We start from the raw sequence: 21071 nt of genomic DNA, 5'->3' as shown, positions 1-21071 counted from the left end.
GACGCGGGAAGTGCCAGCCTTTTTTGAACGCGGTTTCTGCGGTCGCGGACGGACGCGGCCTGCGGTGCGCGCCGGGCGGGCGGCGCGGCCCGGCTACGGCCCGCGCGGGGAAAAAAAAGCAGCCCGAAGGCTGCCTTTTTGCCGAGGCTCCGAGGGAGCGTCGGATCAGGAGGCGGACTTGACCGTGCCAGCCGTGCGGGCGAAGCGGGCGCGGAACTTTTCCACGCGGCCGGTTTCGACGATGCGGGTCTGGGCGCCCGTGTAGAACGGGTGCGATTCGGAGGTCACGTCGCACTTGAAGAGCGGGTACGTCTTGCCGTCCAGCTCGATGGTTTCGCGCGTTTGCACGGTCGAGCGGGTGATGAACTTGCTGCCCGTCTGCAGGTCGGCGAAGACGACTTCGCGGTATTCGGGGTGAATGCCTTCTTTCATGGTGCTTTCCTTGGGCTCGCAAGAGCCGCTTCCAGTGTTGGGGGTCGCCAGCTACAGCGCCTCCGGCTGCGGCGCTCTCCGCCGGAGATCGGCAGAAAATGCCTGCGGGAACCATCGTCGGAACCCGCCGGGGGCCAAAACCCTAGCCACGTATCCAAAAAGTAACTTCGCATTCTAGCATGCCCCGGGCCGGCCCGCCAGGCATATGCGGCCATGCGGCGCCGGGCCGCTGCATCAGAGGTCGGTGCGCAGCTTCCAGATCTCGGGAAACAGCACGACTTCCAGCATCTTGCGCAGGTATGCCACGCCCGATGTGCCGCCCGTTCCGCGCTTGAAGCCGATGACGCGTTCGACCGTGGTGACGTGGCGAAAACGCCACAAGCGAAACGCGTCTTCCAGGTCGGTGAGCTTTTCGCCGAGCTGATACAGGTCCCAGTAGCGGTCGGGGTGGCGATAGACCTCCAGCCAGGCCTGCTCGACTTCGTCGCTGGCCTGGTAGGGCTGGGTCCAGTCGCGCTCCACCGCGGACGCCGGCAGCGGCAGGCCGTTGCGGGCCAGCAGCCGCAGCGATTCGTCGTATAGCGAGGGCGCTTCGAAGGCCCGGCGCACCTGCGCCAGCAGGTCGGGGCGGTGCGCGTGGGGCTGCAGCATGGCTGCGTTCTTGTTGCCCAGCAGGAATTCGATCTGGCGGTACTGGTAGCTCTGGAATCCGCTGGAGCGCGCCAGATACGGGCGCAAGGCCGAGTATTCCGGCGGCGTCATGGTGGCCAGCACGTCCCAGGCGTGAACGAGCTGTTCCATGATCTTGCTTACCCGCGCCAACATCTTGAAGGCGGGCGGCAACTGGCCGGACGCCACGTTGGCGATGGCGGCGCGCAGCTCGTGCAGCATGAGCTTCATCCACAGCTCGCTGGTCTGGTGCTGGATGATGAACAGCATTTCGTTGTGTTCGGGCGACAGCGGGTGCTGTGCACCGAGCAGCTCGTCCAGGTGCAGGTAGTCGCCGTAGGTCATGTCCTGCGCATAGTCGAGCTGGGCCTTTTCGGCGTGGACGATGTCTTCGGGGCGGTGGGTCGAGGTCATGCGCGGCCTCCCGGCGTGGACGGGGTGGCGGGGCGGCCGTGGGAGCGCCGGGCCGTGGGCGCGTAGGGGTGTTTCGTCATGGTCGTGCTCTGTTCGGGCGGGCCGGCACGGCGCCGGCGGATCAGCCCAGCTCGCGCAGGACGGCGCGCACCGGGCTGGCATCGGCCTGGACCAGGGCCAGCGGCAGCGCGATCAATTCGTAATCGCCCTCCGGCACCTCATCGAGCACCAGGTTCTCCAGCACGCGGATATCGTGGCGCAGGATGGCATGGTGGCTGTCCAGGGTCTTGCTCGAGGCGGGGTCGATGCTGGCGGTATCGAGGCCGATCAGCATGACGCCGCGCCCGGCCAGCCATTCGATGGTCTGCGGCGCGTAGGCGGAGAAATCGTCGGTCCACCAGTCCTGGGCGGCATGCTTGGCGGTGCGCACCAGCACGCGGGGCGGCAGCCCCTCGGCGGCGTGCGCCAGGTGCCCGGGCAGGATCAGCGGGCCGCAATCCAGCGCGTGGATGACGCGGCAGGGGCCGAGAAAGGGCTCCAGCGCCAGCGCGCCGACCGCGGCGCCGCCTTGCTGGTAATGCAGCGGCGCGTCGGCGTGCGCGCCCACGTGCGGCGACATGGTGATTTCGCTGACGTTCACCGGACAGCCGGGCGCGAGCGTCCACTTCCATTGCTGGCGGTACGGCGTGTCGCCGGGAAAGACGGGCGAGGCCGTCGATACGGGCGGGGAGATGTCCCACAGGCGTTTCATGCAGGCAGGCGGCGCGGAGTGATTTATGTGAAGCCTAAACCATCTGGGGCCGCTAGTCTAACGGATCGGGGCGACCCCGGGGCCGGTGGATGGCGAGCTGCGCCCGCGGCTCAGAGCCGGCCGCTTTCGGCCAGCGAAACCACCTCGCCGCCCGCCACGATGAGGTGGTCCATGAGCCGGACGTCGACCAGCGCCAGCGCCTGCTTGAGATGCTGGGTGAAAGCCAGGTCGGCCGCGCTGGGGTGGGGCAGGCCGGAGGGATGGTTGTGGGCCACGATAAGCGCCGCCGCGTGGTGGCGCAGCGCCTCGCGCACCACCTCGCGTGGATACACCGAGGCCTGGGCCAGCGTGCCGCGCGCCAGCTCGCCGCTGGCGATAAGGCGCAGCTGGCCGTCCAGGTAGAGGGCGATGCAGTGCTCGACGCGGCGGTGGCCCAGCGCCACCTTGCAATATTGTTTCACCCTGGCGGGGTGGTTCAGGGCCGCCTCGCGGGCCAGTTCCTCTTCAGCGGCGCGGCGCGCCAGCTCCATGACCGCCGCCAGCGAGCAGGCCTTGGCCTGCCCCAGCCCCGGAACCGTCTGCAATTCTTCGGGCGTGGCGCCCAGCAGGCCCCGCAGGCCCTGGAAACGCTCGAGCAGCAGGTTGCCGAGTTCCAGCACATTGCGCCCCGGCACGCCGGTGCGCAGGGCGATGGCGAGCAGCTCGGCGTCGCGCAGGCTGGAGGCGCCGTGGCGCAGGAGCCGTTCCCGGGGACGCTCGTGCCGGGAGAGCTGGGCGGACAATTTCATAAGAGGCTCTAAAATCGGGGTTTATCCAAATCCCTACGGTGGCAGATCGTGAGCGCCGAATCCAAAGAAGTGAATGTTCCGGTCCGTCCGGACTCCTACCTGACCCTGCATTACCGCATCACCCTGGCCTCCGGGCCCGGCAAGGATTCGGTGTTCACGGACACGTTCGACGGCCGGCCGGCCACGCTGCAGATGGGCAGCGGCCAGTGGGCTCCCGGCCTGGAGGCGGCGCTGCTGGGGCACGCCGAAGGCGAGCGCTTCAGCGTCACGCTGGAGCCCGCCCAGGCCTACGGCGACCGCAATCCCGACCTCATCCAGCGCGTCACGCGCGCCATGCTGGCCGAGCACGCGGGCGCCGACGCCACCTTCGAGCCCGGCGATCTGGTCGAATTCGCCGCGCCCAACGGCGGGCGCTATTCGGGCGTGCTGAAGGAAATCGACGACGAATCCGCGCTGTTCGACTTCAACCATCCCCTGGCCGGGGTCAGCCTGCGCCTGGACGTGGCGCTGCTCGGAGTGCTCTGATGACCGTCCGGCCTGTCACTGCCCCCGACGCCGAAGTCGTGCTGGCGCAGCCGCGCGGCTTCTGTGCCGGCGTGGACCGCGCCATCGACATCGTCGAGCGCGCGCTGGAGCTGCATGGCGCGCCCATTTACGTGCGCCACGAAATCGTCCACAACCGCTATGTGGTGGAAGACCTGCGCGCCAAGGGCGCCGTGTTCATCGACGAGCTCGACGACGCGCCCGCCGGCTCCATCGTGGTGTTTTCCGCGCACGGCGTGTCCAAGGCGGTGCGGGCCGAGGCCGAGGCCCGCGGCCTGCGGGTGTTCGACGCCACCTGCCCGCTGGTCACCAAGGTGCACATCGAAGTCGCGCGCATGCGCGCCGCCGGCCGCGAGATCGTCATGATCGGCCACAAGGGCCACCCCGAGGTCGAGGGCACGCTGGGCCAGGCCCGGGGCGGCATGTACCTCGTGGAAACCGTGGAAGACGTCGCCGGGCTGGAGGTTGCCGACCCCGACAACCTCGCCTACGTGACCCAGACCACGCTGTCCGTGGACGATGCGGCGGCCGTGTCGCGCGCGCTCAAGGCGCGCTTTCCGAACATCGTCGAACCCAAGAAAAGCGATATCTGCTACGCCACCCAGAACCGCCAGGACGCGGTCAAGATCCTCGCGCCGGATTGCGACCTGGTGCTGGTGGTGGGCAGCACCAACAGCTCGAATTCCAACCGCCTGCGCGAAGTGGCCGAGCGCAAGGGCGTGGCCTCGCACCTGGTCGACGGCGCGGATTCCATCCAGCCCGCCTGGCTGGAAGGCCGCCGGCGCATCGGCGTGACGGCGGGCGCCTCCGCGCCGGAAGTGCTGGTGCAGCAGGTGATCGCGCGCCTGAAGGAGCTGGGCGCGGTATCGGTGCGCACCATGCCGGGCCTCGAAGAAAACGTGGCGTTCCCGCTGCCCAAGGAACTGTCGCGCAAGCTCGCGCAGACCGAATCGCCCGAATAGACGCGGCGCCGCCCGTCCGGCGGCGCGCCGACCACCACAGGAGACACTTCATGCAGTTGTATAGCTACTTCCGTAGTTCGGCCGCCTATCGCGTGCGGATCGCCCTCAATCTCAAGGGACTGTCCTATGAGTACCTGCCCGTGCACCTGCTCAAGGACGGCGGCCAGCAGACCTCGGCGAGCTATCGCAAACTGAACCCGACCGCGCTGGTGCCCACGCTGGTCGACGGCGAGGCCGTCATCGGGCAATCGCTGGCGATCATCGAATACCTCGAAGAAACGCATCCCGAGCCGGCCCTGCTGCCGTCCGACCCGGTCGGCCGGGCCCGCGTGCGCGACCTTGCGCTGGGCATCGCCTGCGACACGCACCCGCTGAACAACCTGCGCGTGCTCAAGTACCTCAAGCACACGCTGGGCGTGGACGAAGAGGCCAAGACGGCCTGGTACAGGCACTGGGTGCACCAGGGGCTGGCCGCGCTGGAGGCGCAGCTGGCGGGTTCGCCGGCCACGGGCCGCTATTGCCATGGCGACACGCCCACCATGGCCGATCTCTGCCTCGTGCCGCAGGTGGCCAACGCGCGGCGCTTCGACTGCGATCTTTCAGCCATGCCGAACGTCGTGCGCATCGACGCGGCCTGCCGCGAACTGCCGGCTTTCGCCGCGGCCGAGCCGTCCCGGCAGCCCGACGCGGAATAGGGCGGGCGCCTCGCCATTGCCTTGCGGCGGCCGGCGCGCTCGCCCGCAGTCCGCCGTCGCCCGCCGCCTCGCGCGCGTCTTCCGCATCCCGGAGCCGCTCCGCGGAAACGTCGAACAGCCGCCGGCACCGCCCCGGGAAAATGCCGTAGGGGCGGACGGAAATCCCGGCGATCACCAGAATCGGGCCGGCCGCCGCAAGAATCTGCCGCGGCCCGCATCCTGATGGCCTGCTCGACGGCGAGTCCCGCGATGACCCGCTCGACCCCGCTCGCAGGCAAGCATTTTCGCCGCGATGGCGGCTTCCGGTCGAGGCCGGCCGAAATCTCTCCGCCGCGTGCCTGCAGGCGGCGCGGCGCAGAAAAAAACCGCCCGGAACGGGCGGTTCGAGAGGGGCGGGGCCGCGGGCGGCCAGGGTCAGCCGATCTGCACTGGCACGAAGATCTTGTCTTCGCCGCGCTGCACCAGCAGCGCCACCGTCTTGCCGGCCTTGGACAGCTCGGCCTTGACCTGGGCTACGCTGTGCACGGGCACGCCATTGAGCGAGAGCAGCACGTCGCCCGGCTGGATGCCGGCGCGGGCCGCGGGGCCGGCGGTCTGCTGGACGAGCAGGCCCTGCGAGCCCACCGCCTCTTGCTCCTGCGGGCTCAGCGGGCGCAGCGCTAGGCCGAGCTGGCCATGCTTGACGCCCTGGTCGTTCGCCGCGGTCTGCGTCTTGTCGCGGGGAATGCCGCCCAGGGTGGCTTCCAGTTCCTTGGGCGAGCCGTGGCGCCAGATGTCGAGCGTCAGCTTGTCGCCCGGCGAGGCGAGCGTAATCATCGCGGCCAGGTCGCCGGACGAGCGGATCGTCTTGCCGTTGATCTTGCGCACCACGTCGCCCGGCTGCAGGCCGGCCTTGGCGGCCGCGCTGCCCTTCTCCACGCTGGACACCAGCGCGCCGCTGGGCGAGTCCAGCTTGAACGAATTGGCCAGGTCCTGGTTCACTTCTTGCACGGTCACGCCCAGGCGGGCGTGCTGGACCTTGCCGTGCTCGAGGATCTGGTCCTTGATCTTGTACGCCACGTCGATCGGAATGGCGAACGACAGGCCCTGGTAGCCGCCGGTGCGGGAATAGATCTGCGAATTGATGCCGACCACTTCGCCGCGCTCGTTAAAGAGCGGGCCGCCGGAATTGCCCGGGTTGACGGCCACGTCGGTCTGAATGAACGGCACCGAGGTGTCGTCGGGCAGCGAGCGGCCCTTGGCGCTCACGATGCCGGCGGTGGCGGTGTTCTCCAGGCCGTAGGGCGAGCCGATGGCCAGCACCCATTCGCCCACCTGCAGGTCGTTGACGTTGCCGATCTTCACCACCGGCAGGTTCTTGGCGTCGATCTTGATGACCGCGACGTCCGTCTGCGGGTCGGAGCCGAGCACCTTGGCCTGGTACTCGCGCCGGTCGGTCAGCTTGACCGTCACTTCCTTGGCTCCCTGCACGACGTGCGCGTTGGTCAGGATGACGCCGTCGCTGCTGATGATGAAGCCCGACCCTTCGCCCCGCATCGGCACTTCGCGCTGAGGCATGCCAGGGAACTGGCCGAAGAACTGGGCGAACGGATCCGCGTCGTCGTCGTCCAGCGCCGACACCTTGCGGGTGCCGCTGACGCTGATGTTCACCACGGCGGGGCCGTAGTCGCGCGTGATCTGGGCGAAGTTGGGCGGGGAGGCGAAGCCGATCGCCGTCGAGGCGGGAATGGGGGGGGGGGCGGCGGCCACGCCCGGCGCGGCGGTGGCGCCCGCGCCGCCGATGGCGCCGGCCGCGAGCAGCGCCACGGCCAGGCGCGAGGGGGTGAGTTGCGAGGTCTTCATGTCGGCTCCTCTGCGTTCATGTTGAAGGACATGGCGCTATGGTGAAGCCTGACACTTAGGGGAATCTTAATTTGCGCCTGCCGGCGCGGCCCGCGCCACGTCCGCCCGGGGATGGGCCGGAAAATCCACGCGCACCCGCAGGCCGGCGCCCCAGGGCGCGTCGTGCAGCGTGATGCGCGCGCCGTGTCGCTCGGCGATGGAGCGCGCGATCGCCAGTCCCAGGCCGCTGCCGTGCTGGGTATTGCCCTCGGCGCGGTAGAAGCGGTCGAAGACGCGCTCGCGTTCGGCCGGCGCGATGCCCGGGCCGCTGTCGTCGACCAGCATGGCGCAGCCCAGGTCGGAGGGCTCGAGCCGCAGGTGCACCCGTCCGCCGTCCGGCGTGTACTTGACGGCGTTGTCCAGCAGGTTGCGCGCCAGCAGGCGCAGCGCCTCCGGGTCGCCGCGCACCCAGGCGTGGCCGGCGCCGCTCTGCTCCAGGGAGATCGATTTGGCGTTGGCCGCGGGCAGGGTTTCCGAGAGCGTCTGGCGCAGCACCTCGGACAGGTCCACCGCCACGAGCGGCTCCCGCGCCACGCCGCTTTCGTGGCGGGCCATGGAGAGCAGTTGCTCCACCAGGCGCGTGGCGCGGTCGATGCCCGCGGCCAGGCGCTGTTCGGCCTGCTTGCGGGCTTCCGCGTCCGGGGCGCGCTGCAGGGCCTGCAGCTGCAGCCGCAGCGCCGCCAGCGGCGAGCGCAGCTCGTGCGCCGCGTCGCCCACGAACTGCTTCTGCAAGGCAAACGCACTCTGTATGCGCGCCAGCAGCAGGTTCAGCTCCGCGATCAGGGGCCGGATCTCGTCGGGCAGGCCATCTTCGTTCACGGGCGAGAGATCCTCGGGCTGGCGGGCGGCTACCTGCGCGCGGGCGCGTTTGACCGGCCGCAGCGACCAGCTCACCACGCACCAGATCACGAACATGAGCAGCGGCGCCGCCGCCGCGATGGGAGCAATGGTGCGCAGCGCGAGCGCGCGCGCCATGCGGGTGCGCACCGCCATGTCCTGCGCCACCTGGATGACCTGGAACGGCGTGGCGAGGGAATAGACGCGATAGGTGCTGCCTTCGATGCGGGCGTCGGAGAAACCCAGCACGATCTGGTCGGGCAGGGGGCGGCGGGAGCGCGAATTGAAGACGCGCACGCCGTCCGGGCTCCAGATCTGGATGATGAGATCGTCCGCCGCGGGGGAAACCGCGCCGTCGCCGCGCGAGGGGCCGGCGCTCAGCAGTCCGTCGCCCGCGCCCAGCGACAGCGCGGTGCGCTGCAGCAGCGAATCGAAAATGTCGTCCGCCTGGGCGAGCGTGCTGCGGTAGGCGATGGCGCCCTGCACCAGCGCGCCCACCGCAATGGCGGCAAGCAGGAAGAAAAGCAGCCTGGCCCTCAGCGAATAGCTAAGCGGAATGCTCATTTTTGGGTATGACGTAACCGACCCCGCGGACGTTCTGGATCAGATTCTGTCCCAGTTTCTTGCGCAGTCCATGAATATAAACCTCGACCGCGTTGCTGCTGATGCTGTCCTTCCAGCTATAGAGCTTTTCTTCCAGCTGGGCGCGCGAGAAGATCATGCCGGGCCGCGCGATCAGGGGCTCGAGCACGGCCCATTCGCGCGCGGTGAGCGCGACCGGCGCGCCGTCCACCATGGCGCTGTGGGACTGCGGGTCGATGGTGATGCCGCCGTGCTCGAACACGGGTTCAGCCCGTCCCGCGCTGCGGCGGATCAGCGCGCGCATGCGCGCCAGCAGTTCGTCCACGTCGTAGGGCTTGACGATGTAGTCGTCCGCGCCCGCGTCCAGTCCGGCCACGCGGTCGGCGACCGCATCGCGGGCGGTGGCGATGAGCACCGGCGTGCGGTCCTTGCGGGCGCGCAGATCGCGCAGCACCGCCAGTCCGTCGCGTTTGGGCAGGCCCAGGTCCAGCAGCACCAGGTCGTACGGATCGGTGCGCAGCGCCAGTTCGGCGGCAGCGCCGTCTCGAACCCAGTCGACGGCATAGTGTTCGGCGCGCAGGCAGTCCAGCACGCTTTCGCCGATCATGGTGTCGTCTTCAACGAGAAGGATGCGCATGGGTGTGCTCGCAGGGAAGCGCCGGCGAACGCCGGCCTACAACCAGATTGGATGCGGCCCGCGCGACCGGAGTTCCCCGGGATGCGGGCGGGGTCCGAGGTCCGGGTATCGGGCTCCGTGGCGGACACTTGTGGCGCCGGAACGCGAGGGAAGGCGAAATGAAAAAAGAAATGAAAAAGCAGCCCGTAGGGCTGCTTTCTGGATTCTGGTGCCGGCAATAGGAGTCGAACCTACGACCTTCGCATTACGAATGCGCTGCTCTACCAACTGAGCTATGCCGGCCTGACCGTTCCGCATCTGCGTGCGTCCCTTTATCAGGGGCGCGCGGGTCACGAAAGACCGAGATCATATCAGAGATTCTTGGCAAAAGGAAACCGTGCCCGCGTTTTTTCTTCAAAGCCACGATTTGCATTTCCCAAAAAATTCCTCCATAATCTCACTTCTTAGCAGTTCCCCGATAGCTCAGTCGGTAGAGCGACGGACTGTTAATCCGCAGGTCGCTGGTTCGAGCCCAGCTCGGGGAGCCAAGGAATTTGGGGCCAATCACGCAAGTGATTGGCCCTTTTGGCTTTGGGGTGGCATTGAGGCTTTTATTACAGGGCTTTGGGGGCTTTGGGGGCGTTTCGGCGCTCGGCCTTGGTTTTCTCCGGCCTTTCCCGGTTTTCGGCGATCGCCGCTTTCGAGGTAGTGGGCCATGGGGCTGCAGGAGCAGGACGGGCGCATCCGCGTCGAGGTGATCACCGGGTTCCTGGGCAGCGGCAAGACCACGCTGCTCAACCGGCTGCTGCGCGAGCCCGCGTTTGCCGGCTCGGTCGTCATCGTCAACGAATACGGCGATGTCGGGGTGGACCATCATCTGGTCAGGCCGGCGAGCGACCGCGTGGTGCTGGTCGAGGGCGGCTGCCTGTGCTGCGCGGTCAGCGGCGACGTGGCCGATGCGCTGCGCGATCTTTTCATGCAGGCTTTGCGCCGCGCCATTCCGCCTTTCCGGCGGGTTTTCATCGAGACGAGCGGGCTGGCCGACCCCGCGTCCGTGATCTTCACGCTGCGGCACGACCGTTTCCTGGCAGAGCGCTACGTTTATACGGGCTGCGTGGCGGTCGTGGATGCCCGGCAGGGCGCGCGCCGCCTGGCGGAACATCCCGAGGCGGTGCGCCAGCTCGCGCTTGCCGACGCCGTCGTGTTCAGCAAGGCCGATCTGGCCGGTCCGTCCGAACTGGCTGAAGCCGAACGCGCCGCGAGCGCCATTAATCCGGGCGCCCGGCGCGCCGTCCATGTGGCCGGCTCGGCCTTGCCCGGGCTGCTGGCCGAGCCGCTGCCGGCGCGCCGTTCTCCCGCGGAGCTCAGGTCGTGGCTGGGCGCCTATGCCGGAATGGCCGGGTCGCGGCATGCGCCGGCCGGCAGTTGCGTCGTCGCCCTGGACGCGCCGCTGCCCCGGGCGCGATTTCTCTCCGGGGTGGCGCGCGTGCAGGAGCGGTTCGGCGATGCGCTGCTGCGCCTCAAGGGCTGGGTCGCCTTCCAAGGCGAAACCCTGCCCATGGAGGTGCAGGGCGTGCATGGCGAACTCTATCCGCTGGCGCCCCTGCCGGGCTGGCCGGAAGGCGAGGGCGAGTCGCGCCTGGTGGCCATCGTGCGCGGCGAATGCCCGGAAACCGTGCGCGCCGCGCTGCAGGAAGTCCTGTCGGCCCGGGGTTGACGCGCACTGACCCTTGCGGGCGGCCCGGCAAGGAAAACGCCCGGAAGTACGGTATAAACGTTACGTCTGATGCGCGGATCGAGACAATCATGGACCGTCTGAAAGCCATGCAGGTATTTGTCGGGGTCGCCGACCGGGGCAGCCTGTCGGCTGCGGCCATCCATCTGGACATGTCCCGTGCCATGGTGTCGCGCTACCTTGCCGAAATGGAACAGTGGGTGGGGGTGCGGCTGCTGCATCGCACGACGCGCCGCCTCAGTCTCACGCCGGCGGGCGCCGAAACTCTGCCGCGCTGCCGCCAGATGCTCGAAATGGTGGGCGAGCTGCGCAGTGCGGTGGCCTCGCCCGAGGATGCTCCCCGCGGCCTGCTGCGCATGACGGCCAGCGTGTCGTTCGGCGCGCGGCACCTGGCGGCGCTGGTGGCGGAATACGTCGGCCTGCACCCGGGCGCCAGTGTGGATCTGGTGCTGGTGGAGCACGCGGTGAACCTCATCGAGGAGCGGGTGGACCTCGCGGTGCGCATCACCAACGACCTCGACCCCAACGTGATCGCCCGCAAGCTCGCGGTGTGCCGCTCGGTGGTGTGCGCGGCCCCCGCCTATCTCGCGCGCGAGGGCGAGCCGGCGCGCCTGGAAGATCTTTCGCAGCGCAACTGCCTGACGCACACGCATTTCGGCAAGAGCCTGTGGCGCTTCATGCGCGACGGGCAGCCGGTGGACGTTCCGGTCGACGGCAATATCCGGGCCAATGACGTCTCCGCCCTGGCCCGGGCGGCCGTCGAGGGCGCAGGCATCGCCATGCTGCCCACGTACCTGGCGGCCGACGACATCGCGGCAGGGCGCCTGCGCCCCATTCTCGCGTCGTTTCCGCCCGAGGAACTCGGCATCTACGGTGTCTACGCGTCGCGCCGGCAGATGCCCCTGATCCTGCGCTCCATGCTCGATTTCCTGGCGGCCAGGCTGGAGTCGGCTCCCTGGGACGCGCAGGCCCCGCGGCCTGCCCGGGCTTGAGGCGAGGGGATATGGCGCTATAATTTGCCTATTGCATCAACAGGTTGGGGCGGGCGTTGCGCCTGCGCGGGTTTGCCGGCAAATCCGCCATAGCCCCTTGGTCTGTCTGCCTGTGACCTGCCTGTGATCTGTTGGTCAGGAAAAACATCTAAGAATCGCAAGCCCGGCAGGCGCGCTCGGCGCGCTCTTGCAACGGAGGGGGCGGAACGGATGCGGCGCCACTGCCGCGCCGCGGTCCGGCGCCGGGTGCTTGCGGATCAGGGCCTTGTTTACCTTGTTTTGTTAGGGGCCGGGCATGTGTCCGTCGTAGCGGGCGCTGCGCACGGTCCGCCGGCCGATGTGCCGGCTGTTCCGGAAATCAGGCGCGTCCGCCCGCCATGCGGGGCGGTTCGGGGCTTGCCGCCAGGCCAGGGCTGTCTTCGCGCGGCCGAATTCCAGGCTGTCATACAGGATTACGGTGAGAACATCGCACAATCATGCCATTCACGGCCGGGGCGCCATCGATGCCGGGCGAATCCTGCCGGCCGGCTGCGGGCGCGTCGCGCGCGGCAGCCGGGTGGCGGGCCGGAATCGGGAAATCCAGGAAAACCGGGCAGAACGCCACATGCACACGGAACGCCAGATGCAAAAAGCCCGGCGCAACGGCCGGGCCTTTCGAGTTCTGGTTGCGGGGGCAGGATTTGAACCTACGACCTTCGGGTTATGAGCCCGACGAGCTGCCAGACTGCTCCACCCCGCGTCTGGAAGAACGAAATAGTAATCCCATTTTTTGCCGAACGCAAGTCGGCCTTTTAAACGTTGGATGTCGATGAACGATAGCGAGGCGATACTCGTGCTGGAAACCGCGCTGCTGTGCGCGTCGCAGCCGATGCAACTTTCGGATATGCGCAAGCTTTTCGCGGAGGATCCGCAGTTCGACAACGCCAAGCTGCGATCGCTGCTGGAGACGCTGGGCGAGCAGTGGAACGGCCGCGGCATGGAGCTGGCGCAGCTCGCGTCGGGCTGGCGGTTCCAGAGCCGTCCGCAGATGCAGCGCTACCTGGAGCGGCTGAATCCCGAGAAACCGCCCAAGTATTCGCGCGCGGTCATGGAAACGCTGGCCATCGTTGCGTGGCGCCAGCCGGTCACGCGCGGCGATATCGAAGACATACGCGGCGTGACCGTTTCTTCGCAGATCGTCAAGGCCCTGGAGGACCGCGGCTGGATCGAAGTGATCGGCCATCGCGATGCGCCCGGGCGTCCCGCGCTTTTCGGCACCACGAGGCAGTTTCTCGACGACCTGGGGCTGAGGGCGCTCGACGAGCTTCCGCCGCTGGAGTCCGCCCAGGCGGCCGCGGCGCTGGCGGGGCTGGACCTGGGCGAGGCGCAGCCCGCGCAGGGCGAGGCCGAAGCCGCCGCGGAAACTCCCGCCGCCGCCGAGGAAAATGCGGATGTTCCGCGTGCGGAAATGTCTGTTTCGAGCGAAACATCCGCCACGGCGGCTGCCGATGGCGTAGAATCACCGCTTTCACGCATACATGAAGACGAAGGCGTGAATGGCGCGGACGTTGCGGGCATGCCTGCGGACGAGTCGTCTGCAGAGGCATCCCCCGCGGATACGCCGATTTCCCCGGCGCGGGCAGACCAGGCCCGCTCCGCGCGCCAGGATGAGCCCGCCGAGGCCGCGATCGCGGCGCCCGACGGCCAGATGCCCGACGACGCCGCCCAAGAGGCGGAATCCGCATCCCCTGAAAAGCAAGCAAGGCCCGGCGAGCCGGGCGATTCGATCTCGCAGGCGGCCGCTGCCGGCGGCGTTTCCATGGATTCGCCGCAAGCCGTGCCCGGAGCCGAGGCGGCTGGCAGTCCGGCGGCTGCAAACGGGCCGGCGCCCGGCGGCGAGCCGCAGGCGCGGCCGCCCGAGTCCGGCCCGAGGCCGGCATTTCCTGATGATGAAGAGGCGCCCGCCGCAGGCAGGCCCAACCAAGTTTGAAATTCGGAGCTGTCCCCGTGACAACGAATAGCGCTATGCAGGATGACACACCCCGTTCGGACGATGCCGTGAAGCCGGCTTCGCCGGAATCGTCGCCGGCCCGGGAGCCGGCCGCAGAGGCCGAGGGCGGCGCCCGCGGCCGCGGGCGCAAGCTGCGCACGCCTTTCCGCCGCCGCCGCTCGGAAGCCGCCGAAGGCGCGGCCGAGGGCGCGGCTCCCGCGGCGGCCGAGGCGCAGCCGCGCGGCGGCGATCGCGGCACCGAGCAGGAGGCCGAGCAGGCGCTGGCCTACCTGGAAAAGGCCGACCGCATGGAGCAGCGCCTGGGCAAGTACCTCAACAGCGAGGCGGTCATGCCCAAGCTGCACAAGGTGCTGGCGGACGCGGGCATCGGCTCGCGCCGCGAAATGGAAGAGCTGATCATCGCGGGCCGGGTTTCCGTCAACGGCGAGCCGGCCCACATCGGCCAGCGGGTAGGCCCCAACGACCAGGTGCGGGTCAACGGCAAGCCCGTCGCCCGCCCCAACGCCAAGAAGCCGCCGCGCGTGATCCTGTATCACAAGCCGGCCGGGGAAATCGTCAGCCATGACGATCCCGGCGGGCGCGCCAGCGTGTTCGCCCGCCTGCCCAAGCTGCGCACCGGCAAGTGGCTGTCGGTCGGAAGGCTGGACCTGAACACCGAAGGGCTGTTGATTTTCACGACCTCGGGCGACATGGCCAACCGCATCATGCATCCCCGCTACGGCACGGAGCGCGAATACGCCGTCCGCGTGCTGGGCGAGATGGACGATGCCCAGCGCCAATCGCTGGTCGACGGCATCGAACTCGAAGACGGCATGGCCGCCTTCGGCTCGCTCGACTACCTGGGCGGCGACGGCAGCAACCGCTGGTACCGCGTCACGCTGCAAGAGGGCCGCAACCGCGAGGTCCGGCGCATGTTCGAGGCGGTGGGCGTGACCGTCAGCCGCCTGATCCGCACCCGTTTCGGCGACATCGTGCTGCCCCGCACGCTGCGCCGGGGCCGCTGGGAGGAGCTGGACGCCTCGCTGGTCACCGCGCTGATGGTGCAGCTGGGTCTGCTGCGCGACGACGATGAATCCGGCGGCCGCCGCCGCTCCAAACAGCCGCAGTCGCACGACAGCGCGCTGCCGCCCGGATTCGGCACGCTGGACCGCAACGGCATGAACGGCGCGCGTATCGGCCGCCGGGGCAAGCTCCAGGGCGGACGCCAGGGCAGCCCGGGGCAGGTTGCCGCTTGTCCGTCCGATCCTTTCGGCACGGGCCTGATGATCGCCGGCGGCTACGCCAACGGCCATCCGCTGGCCGCCGAGGGCAGCCGCAAGGGCAAGTCCGGCGCTTCGCGCGGCGGCAAGGGCGGCGGCAAACAGGGCGGCAAGGGGCGCGGGCAGGCCGGCGGCTTGCGGGCTGCCGCGGCCGGCGCGTCCGCCGCGCCGGCGGCCGTCAACGCCAATGCCGCTCCCGCGGCCCGCAAGGGGGCGTCCAAGTCCGGCGGCGCGGGCAAGGCGGGCGGCAATGCGCGCGGGCCCGCCCGCCCCGCCAAGCAGGGTGGGCGCGCCGCGAAAGCGGAAGGCCCGCGCGGCGGCAAGCCTGCGGCCAAATCCCGTTCCCCGCGCGGTTCGTCCGCGCGCGGCGACGACTGGCAGCCGCGGGGCGCAAGCGCCCATGAATCCCGCCTCGGCATCCTGGATGGCAGGGGGCGCGGCGGCCGCTGAGGCGCCGGCGGCCGCCAGCCTGCGCCGGATGAGCGTAAACCCGTGAGGAATCAGGCGTTTTTCCAGTTTATCTGGTAAAATCAACGGTTTTCATGGCTTTGCGTCTTGTGGCGCGCGGCGTTTGAGTGCGGCGGGCGGCGAGTTATATAAACGTCTATTACGGACGGTTTTATATATACCTGCGGCGGGCCGCGCCGGTTGCGCGTCCCGGCTTTCCCCGGGAACCGCAGGTTCGGGGCGCTATCGAGACTGCATGCCGCGATCTGGGCGCCGCCCGGCATCGCCTTGTCCCTGGCGGGCAGGGTGGCCGGGCGCTGTGCAATAGGATGGGCTGGGCGTGCAGCCCATTTTTTTTGAGTATATGGCTGATTTATTCGCATTGACCCAAGAGGCTCTGGCCGGCATGGACGTCGAACTCGTCGACGTGGAACGTGCCGCCCTGGGCCTTTTGCGTGTCACGATCGACCGGGTCGGCGGCGTGCGCATCGAAGACTGCGAACAGGTATCCCGCCAGTTGTCGCGGGTGTACGAGGTCGAGAACATCGACTACAAGCGGCTTGAGGTGGGTTCGCCGGGCGTGGACCGCCCTTTGCGCAACGAGGCCGATTTCCGCCGTTTCGCGGGAGAACGCGTGGAGATCAAGCTGCGCGAGGCGCTCGACGGGCGCAAGGTCTACACGGGCACGCTGACTGTGCACGAGGAAGAAACGCCGCAGGCCGAGGCCGGCGCGCGCAAGACCGTGTTCGGTCTCGAATTTGAGGCAAAGAAGAACGACGTCCAGGTACTGAATTTCACGCTCGACGACATCGAGCGTGCAAAACTGGATCCCGTTCTGGATTTCAAGGGCAAAAAGCGATGAGTCGCGAAATTCTTCTGTTGGTCGATGCCTTGGCGCGTGAAAAGAACGTCACGCGTGAAGTCGTATTCGGAGCACTCGAAAGTGCGCTGGCCTCGGCCATGAAAAAGCGCTTCAAGGACGATGCGGACATCCGTGTGGCCATCGACCGGGAAACCGGCAACCACGAGGGATTCCGACGCTGGCTGGTCGTGCCCGACGAGGCCGGTCTGCAGGAGCCCGACAAGCAGGAAATGCTGTCGGATGCGCAGGAGATCGTTCCCGGCATCCAGGTCGGCGAGTACATCGAGGAGCCGCTCGAGCCCATCGAGTTCGGCCGTATCGGCGCGCAGGCGGCCAAGCAGGCCATTCTGCAGAAGATCCGCGACGCCGAGCGCGAGCAGGTGCTGAACGACTTCCTCGACCGCGGCGAAACCATCGTGTCCGGCACCATCAAGCGCATGGACAAGGGCGACGCCATCATCGAAACCGGCAAGATCGAGGCGCGGCTGCCGCGCTCCGAGATGATCCCCAAGGAAAACCTCCGGGTCGGCGACCGCGTGCGCGCCTATGTGTTGCGCGTAGACCACGCGGCCCGCGGCCAGCAGGTGATCCTGTCGCGCACCTCGCCCGAGTTCATCCGCCAGCTCTTCGAGAACGAAGTGCCCGAGATCGAGCAGGGCCTGCTGGAGATCAAGGCCGCGGCGCGCGACCCCGGGGTGCGTGCGAAGATCGCCGTGGTGGCATACGATAAGCGTATCGATCCCATCGGCACGTGCGTGGGCATGCGCGGTTCGCGCGTGACGGCGGTGCGCAACGAGCTGGGCGGCGAGCAGGTCGACATCGTCCTGTGGTCCGAGGATCCGGCCCAGTTCGTCATCGGCGCGCTGGCGCCCGCCAACGTCGAGTCCATCGTCGTCGACGAGGACAAGCACGCCATGGACGTGGTGGTGGACGAGGAAAACCTGCCCAAGGCCATCGGCGCCAAGGGCCAGAACGTGCGCCTGGCCTCGGAGCTGACCGGTTGGCAAATCAACATCATGACGCCGGAAGAAAGCCTCAACCGGCAGGAAGTGGAGCGTTCGGCCCTGCGCGCCACCTTCATGAGCAAGCTGGACGTCGATGAGGAAGTCGCCGACATCCTCATCGACGAGGGTTTCACGGGTATCGAGGAGATCGCCTACGTTCCGCTGCAGGAGCTGCTGGAAATCGAGGCGTTCGACGAAGACACCATCAATGAATTGCGCGCCCGCGCCCGCAATGCGCTCCTGACCGAGGCCATCGCCCAGGAAGAGCGCCTTGAGACCGCGCAGGATCTGCTGGAACTCGAAGGCATGACGCCCGAACTGGCCGCGAAGCTGGCCGAGCGTCAAGTGCATACGCGTGATGACCTGGCCGAACTCGCGACGGACGAACTGGCGGAAATCGCCGGGCTGTCCGAGCAGGAAGCCAGCGAACTCATCATGCGGGCCCGCGCCCACTGGTTCGACGAGGAATAACCAGGGGCCGGGAGCGCGGCGGGCCGGCCCCGCCCGCCGCGAGTTCGCGTTGTTTGTCATAGCTGCATAAAGGGAAGAGAGAGCCTAATGTCGAGTAACACCGTCGCCCAGTTCGCTACCGAGCTGAAAATGCCTGCCAACGTGCTGCTGGAGCAGTTGCGTTCGGCCGGCGTTGACCTCAAATCGGTGGACGATGCCGTCACCGACAGCGACAAGGCGAAATTGCTCGAATCGCTGCGCCGCGCGCATGGAGCGACAGAAGGCAAGAAGATCACCCTGACGCGGCGCCAGACGTCCGAGATCCGCCAGGCCGACGCCACGGGCCGCTCGCGCACCATCCAGGTGGAGGTGCGCAAGAAGCGCGTGTTCGTCAAGCGCGATCCGGCCGAGCTGGCCCAGGAGCAGGCCGCCGCTGCGCGCGCAGCCGAAGAAGAGGCCGCCGCCGCTGTCCAGTCGGAGACGGCCGCCGCATCCGCCAAGGCGGAGCCCGCGCCGGCGCCCGCCATGGAGCAGGCCCCCGCCGCCAAGCAGCCCGAGCCGGCCGAGCAAGCGCCCGCCGCCCCGGCGTCCGCGCCCGAGAATACCGTTGCGGCCGAAGCGCCCGCCCCCGTCGAGGCCGTCGAGGCCAAGGTCCAGGCCCAGCCTGAACCCACACCGGAACCGACGCCGGCGCCTGCTCCTGCCGAGCCCGTGGCCCAAGAGGCCAAGCCCGAAGTCGAGATCGAATCTGCCGAGCCCCAGGCTGAAAAAGCCGAGCCGGAACCCGTTGTGCTAGCGAATAAGTCCGAAACATCCTCCCAGGCCCAAGCGCCTGCCGCCAAGCCCCAGGCCGCGGCGAAGCCCGAATCCGTGAAGTCCGCGCCCGCCGCCAAGCAGGAGCCGGCCGCGTCCGCCCCCAGGGCCGGCCGGTCCGGCGATCTCCGCCGCGCCGCGCCGCCGCCCCTGGCCGCTTCGGCCGGCAGCCCGTCGGCCAGCGCCGCCGCGCGCGACGAGGCGCGCCGCGCCGCCGAGGCCGAGGCCGCGGCCCTGCGCGAAATGCTGAACCGTCCGCGCAAGGTGCTGCGCGCGCCCGAACCCGAGGCGCCCGCCGCGCTGTCCGGCACGCTGCACAAGCCAGCCGGCAAGCAGGCGCCCGCCGCCACCGCCGCCAAGAAGGATGCGAAGCCGGCCGCGCCGGGCTCCAAGAAGACCATCAAGACGGCCGAGGTGTCGTCCACCTGGTCCGAAGACAGCGCCCGCAAGAAGCCCGCGGACAAGCCCTCGGGCCCCGCGAGCCGTGACGGCTGGCGCGCCGGCAAGGGCGGCAAGGGCGGCCGCGGCGGCCGCAACCAGCAGAACGAGCGCCGCGCCGAACCGGCGCCGCAGGAATTCATCGCGCGCGAAGTGCACGTGCCCGAAACCATCAGCGTGGCCGACCTGGCCCACAAGATGTCGGTCAAGGCCGCCGAGGTCATCAAGCAGCTCATGAAGCTGGGCCAGATGGTGACCATCAACCAGGTGCTGGACCAGGAAACCGCCATGATCGTGGTCGAGGAACTCGGCCACACCGCCATCGCCGCCAAGCTGGACGATCCGGAAGCCTTCCTGGACGAAGCCGCCGACGTGAGCGAGGCCGAGGCGCTGCCGCGCGCGCCGGTGGTGACCGTCATGGGCCACGTCGACCACGGCAAGACCTCGCTGCTGGATTACATCCGCCGCGCCAAGGTGGCGGCGGGCGAGGCCGGCGGCATCACGCAGCACATCGGCGCCTATCACGTGGAAACCGAGCGCGGCGTGATCACCTTCCTGGACACCCCGGGCCACGAGGCATTCACGGCCATGCGTGCCCGCGGCGCCAAGGCGACCGACATCGTCATCCTGGTCGTGGCTGCCGATGACGGCGTCATGCCGCAGACGCGCGAGGCCATCCACCATGCCAAGGCCGCGGGCGTGCCCATGGTCGTGGCCATCACCAAGATCGACAAGCCGTCCGCCAACCCCGACCGCGTCAAGCAGGAACTGGTGGCCGAGGAAGTGGTGCCCGAAGAATACGGCGGCGACGTGCCTTTCGTGCCGGTGTCCGCGAAAACCGGCGACGGCATCGACGACCTGCTCGAGAACGTGCTGCTGCAGGCCGAGGTGCTGGAGCTCAAGGCCCCGGTCGACGCGCCCGCCAAGGGCCTGGTCATCGAAGCGCGCCTCGACAAGGGCCGCGGCCCGGTGGCCACGATCCTGGTGCAGAGCGGCACGCTCAAGCGCGGCGACGTGGTGCTGGCCGGCGCGAGCTTCGGCCGCGTGCGCGCCATGCTCGACGAGAACGCCAAGCCGGTGCAGTCGGCCGGTCCGTCCATCCCGGTGGAAATCCAGGGCCTCACGGAAGTGCCCGCCGCCGGCGACGAGCTGATCGCGCTGTCCGACGAGCGCAAGGCGCGCGAAATCGCCCTGTTCCGCCAGGGCAAGTTCCGCGACGTCAAGCTGGCCCGCCAGCAGGCCGCCAAGCTCGAATCCATGTTCGACAACATGGGCGAAGGCACGCAGACCCTCACGCTCATCGTGAAGACCGACGTGCAGGGTTCGCAGGAAGCGCTGGTGCAGTCGCTGACCAAGCTCTCCACGGACGAAGTGCGCGTGCAGGTGGTGCACGCCGCCGTGGGCGGCATCTCCGAAACGGACGTGAACCTCGCCATCGCCTCGCACGCCGTCATCATCGGCTTCAACGTGCGGGCCGAGGCCAGCGCCAAGAAGCTGGCCGAGAGCAACGGCATCGACGTGCGCTACTACAACATCATCTACGACGCCGTGGACGAGGTGAAGGCGGCCATGTCGGGCATGCTGGCGCCCGAGAAGAAGGAAGAGATCATCGGCCTGGTCGAGATCCGCGAGATCTACACCATTTCGCGCATCGGCAACATCGCCGGCTGCATGGTGCTGGACGGCGTGGTGCGCCGCGACGCCCAGGTCCGCCTGCTGCGCAACAACGTGGTGCACTGGACCGGCCATCTCGAATCGCTGCGCCGCTTCAAGGACGACGTCAAGGAAGTCAAGGCGGGTTTCGATTGCGGCCTGACGCTGCGCGGCAACAACGACATCCAGGTGGGCGACCAGCTGGAAGTCTTTGAAATCAAGGAAGTCGCGCGCACCCTGTAAGGTGTCGCGCGGGCA

The 21071-nt window shown here is 68.6% G+C and carries 17 protein-coding genes and 3 tRNA genes; 11 read left to right on the top strand and 9 right to left on the bottom strand.

Going from position 1 to position 21071, the window contains the following annotated elements; genetic code table 11:
- Positions 1 to 165: 165 nt before the first annotated feature.
- From NGJ44_RS03955 to radC, 4 genes are all read right to left on the bottom strand, one after another.
- A complete protein-coding gene (locus NGJ44_RS03955; protein ID WP_006388310.1) occupies positions 166 to 432 on the bottom strand; it encodes a type B 50S ribosomal protein L31 in 267 nt (88 codons plus the stop codon).
- 234 nt (positions 433 to 666) lie between these two features.
- Positions 667 to 1515 (bottom strand): tryptophan 2,3-dioxygenase, encoded by an 849-nt coding sequence (kynA, locus tag NGJ44_RS03950; RefSeq protein ID WP_251863158.1) that lies wholly within the window; start codon positions 1513 to 1515, stop codon positions 667 to 669.
- Between the two features lie 121 nt (positions 1516 to 1636).
- The gene (gene kynB / locus NGJ44_RS03945; protein WP_053246246.1) at positions 1637 to 2266 is read right to left on the bottom strand and encodes an arylformamidase; all 630 of its coding nucleotides are present in this window, start codon (positions 2264 to 2266) and stop codon (positions 1637 to 1639) included.
- A gap of 110 nt (positions 2267 to 2376) precedes the next feature.
- The gene (gene radC, locus NGJ44_RS03940; RefSeq protein WP_053246245.1) at positions 2377 to 3054 is read right to left on the bottom strand and encodes a RadC family protein; all 678 of its coding nucleotides are present in this window, start codon (positions 3052 to 3054) and stop codon (positions 2377 to 2379) included.
- Between the two features lie 48 nt (positions 3055 to 3102).
- On the opposite strand from radC, the gene NGJ44_RS03935 reads away from it, so the two are divergent.
- The 3 genes from NGJ44_RS03935 to maiA are packed head-to-tail and all read left to right on the top strand — an operon-like array spanning position 3103 to position 5254.
- Entirely contained in the window at positions 3103 to 3579 is a 477-nt protein-coding gene (locus NGJ44_RS03935; RefSeq protein WP_251863157.1) for an FKBP-type peptidyl-prolyl cis-trans isomerase, read from the top strand.
- Positions 3579 to 4559, top strand: coding sequence for a 4-hydroxy-3-methylbut-2-enyl diphosphate reductase (gene ispH, locus NGJ44_RS03930; protein WP_053246244.1), 981 nt, complete (start codon positions 3579 to 3581; stop codon positions 4557 to 4559). The genes NGJ44_RS03935 and ispH overlap by 1 nt, the downstream gene beginning before the upstream one ends.
- Before the next feature lie 50 nt (positions 4560 to 4609).
- A complete protein-coding gene (gene maiA / locus NGJ44_RS03925; protein ID WP_251863156.1) occupies positions 4610 to 5254 on the top strand; it encodes a maleylacetoacetate isomerase in 645 nt (214 codons plus the stop codon).
- Between the two features lie 414 nt (positions 5255 to 5668).
- Here the strand turns inward: maiA and NGJ44_RS03920 are convergent, their stop codons facing one another.
- From NGJ44_RS03920 to NGJ44_RS03905, 4 genes are all read right to left on the bottom strand, one after another.
- Positions 5669 to 7096, bottom strand: coding sequence for a DegQ family serine endoprotease (locus NGJ44_RS03920; RefSeq protein WP_251863155.1), 1428 nt, complete (start codon positions 7094 to 7096; stop codon positions 5669 to 5671).
- A gap of 66 nt (positions 7097 to 7162) precedes the next feature.
- A complete protein-coding gene (locus tag NGJ44_RS03915) occupies positions 7163 to 8536 on the bottom strand; it encodes a sensor histidine kinase (protein WP_251863154.1) in 1374 nt (457 codons plus the stop codon).
- On the bottom strand, positions 8520 to 9191 hold the full coding sequence (locus tag NGJ44_RS03910; protein WP_053246201.1) for a response regulator: 672 nt from the start codon (positions 9189 to 9191) through the stop codon (positions 8520 to 8522). Before NGJ44_RS03910 ends, NGJ44_RS03915 begins: the two co-directional genes overlap by 17 nt.
- Positions 9192 to 9397: 206 nt before the next feature.
- A tRNA-Thr gene (locus NGJ44_RS03905) sits at positions 9398 to 9473 on the bottom strand.
- A 169-nt stretch (positions 9474 to 9642) separates the two neighbouring features.
- On the opposite strand from NGJ44_RS03905, the gene NGJ44_RS03900 reads away from it, so the two are divergent.
- From NGJ44_RS03900 to NGJ44_RS03890, 3 genes are all read left to right on the top strand, one after another.
- Positions 9643 to 9718 (top strand) — tRNA-Asn (locus tag NGJ44_RS03900).
- Positions 9719 to 9885: 167 nt separating this feature from the next.
- Positions 9886 to 10887, top strand: a complete 1002-nt coding sequence (locus NGJ44_RS03895; RefSeq protein WP_053246200.1) for a CobW family GTP-binding protein — start codon at positions 9886 to 9888, stop codon at positions 10885 to 10887.
- An 89-nt stretch (positions 10888 to 10976) separates the two neighbouring features.
- Complete coding sequence (locus tag NGJ44_RS03890; protein WP_251863153.1) at positions 10977 to 11897, top strand: LysR family transcriptional regulator; 921 nt, start codon at positions 10977 to 10979, stop codon at positions 11895 to 11897.
- Between the two features lie 662 nt (positions 11898 to 12559).
- Here NGJ44_RS03890 and NGJ44_RS03885 read toward each other — a convergent pair.
- A tRNA-Met gene (locus NGJ44_RS03885) sits at positions 12560 to 12636 on the bottom strand.
- Positions 12637 to 12699: 63 nt separating this feature from the next.
- Here NGJ44_RS03885 and scpB point away from each other — a divergent pair.
- The 5 genes from scpB (at position 12700) to infB (ending at position 21056) form a co-directional block, all read left to right on the top strand.
- The gene (gene scpB, locus NGJ44_RS03880) at positions 12700 to 13866 is read left to right on the top strand and encodes an SMC-Scp complex subunit ScpB (protein WP_053246199.1); all 1167 of its coding nucleotides are present in this window, start codon (positions 12700 to 12702) and stop codon (positions 13864 to 13866) included.
- A 35-nt stretch (positions 13867 to 13901) separates the two neighbouring features.
- A complete protein-coding gene (gene rluB / locus NGJ44_RS03875; protein WP_251863152.1) occupies positions 13902 to 15596 on the top strand; it encodes a 23S rRNA pseudouridine(2605) synthase RluB in 1695 nt (564 codons plus the stop codon).
- 361 nt (positions 15597 to 15957) lie between these two features.
- Complete coding sequence (gene rimP / locus NGJ44_RS03870) at positions 15958 to 16455, top strand: ribosome maturation factor RimP (RefSeq protein ID WP_251863180.1); 498 nt, start codon at positions 15958 to 15960, stop codon at positions 16453 to 16455.
- Positions 16452 to 17930, top strand: a complete 1479-nt coding sequence (gene nusA, locus NGJ44_RS03865; RefSeq protein WP_251863151.1) for a transcription termination factor NusA — start codon at positions 16452 to 16454, stop codon at positions 17928 to 17930. The genes rimP and nusA overlap by 4 nt, the downstream gene beginning before the upstream one ends.
- Before the next feature lie 87 nt (positions 17931 to 18017).
- Positions 18018 to 21056, top strand: coding sequence for a translation initiation factor IF-2 (gene infB / locus NGJ44_RS03860; RefSeq protein WP_251863150.1), 3039 nt, complete (start codon positions 18018 to 18020; stop codon positions 21054 to 21056).
- The last annotated feature ends 15 nt before the right edge of the window (positions 21057 to 21071 follow it).

It is taken from the genome of Achromobacter sp. Marseille-Q4962 (assembly GCF_943737005.1).
Classification (GTDB): domain Bacteria; phylum Pseudomonadota; class Gammaproteobacteria; order Burkholderiales; family Burkholderiaceae_B; genus Achromobacter.
The sequence above is the reverse complement of the archived record's forward strand: the minus strand, read 5'-3'. Positions and strand labels throughout refer to the sequence as shown.

Bases quoted from the DNA above. Each gene is read 5' to 3' on its own strand.
- NGJ44_RS03955 (WP_006388310.1), bottom strand. From the start codon at position 432: ATGAAAGAAGGCATTCACCCCGAATACCGCGAAGTCGTCTTCGCCGAC.
- kynA (WP_251863158.1), bottom strand. From the start codon at position 1,515: ATGACCTCGACCCACCGCCCCGAAGACATCGTCCACGCCGAAAAGGCC.
- kynB (WP_053246246.1), bottom strand. From the start codon at position 2,266: ATGAAACGCCTGTGGGACATCTCCCCGCCCGTATCGACGGCCTCGCCC.
- radC (WP_053246245.1), bottom strand. From the start codon at position 3,054: ATGAAATTGTCCGCCCAGCTCTCCCGGCACGAGCGTCCCCGGGAACGG.
- ispH (WP_053246244.1), top strand. From the start codon at position 3,579: ATGACCGTCCGGCCTGTCACTGCCCCCGACGCCGAAGTCGTGCTGGCG.
- maiA (WP_251863156.1), top strand. From the start codon at position 4,610: ATGCAGTTGTATAGCTACTTCCGTAGTTCGGCCGCCTATCGCGTGCGG.
- NGJ44_RS03920 (WP_251863155.1), bottom strand. From the start codon at position 7,096: ATGAAGACCTCGCAACTCACCCCCTCGCGCCTGGCCGTGGCGCTGCTC.
- NGJ44_RS03915 (WP_251863154.1), bottom strand. From the start codon at position 8,536: ATGAGCATTCCGCTTAGCTATTCGCTGAGGGCCAGGCTGCTTTTCTTC.
- NGJ44_RS03910 (WP_053246201.1), bottom strand. From the start codon at position 9,191: ATGCGCATCCTTCTCGTTGAAGACGACACCATGATCGGCGAAAGCGTG.
- NGJ44_RS03895 (WP_053246200.1), top strand. From the start codon at position 9,886: ATGGGGCTGCAGGAGCAGGACGGGCGCATCCGCGTCGAGGTGATCACC.
- NGJ44_RS03890 (WP_251863153.1), top strand. From the start codon at position 10,977: ATGGACCGTCTGAAAGCCATGCAGGTATTTGTCGGGGTCGCCGACCGG.
- scpB (WP_053246199.1), top strand. From the start codon at position 12,700: ATGTCGATGAACGATAGCGAGGCGATACTCGTGCTGGAAACCGCGCTG.
- rluB (WP_251863152.1), top strand. From the start codon at position 13,902: ATGCAGGATGACACACCCCGTTCGGACGATGCCGTGAAGCCGGCTTCG.
- rimP (WP_251863180.1), top strand. From the start codon at position 15,958: ATGGCTGATTTATTCGCATTGACCCAAGAGGCTCTGGCCGGCATGGAC.
- nusA (WP_251863151.1), top strand. From the start codon at position 16,452: ATGAGTCGCGAAATTCTTCTGTTGGTCGATGCCTTGGCGCGTGAAAAG.
- infB (WP_251863150.1), top strand. From the start codon at position 18,018: ATGTCGAGTAACACCGTCGCCCAGTTCGCTACCGAGCTGAAAATGCCT.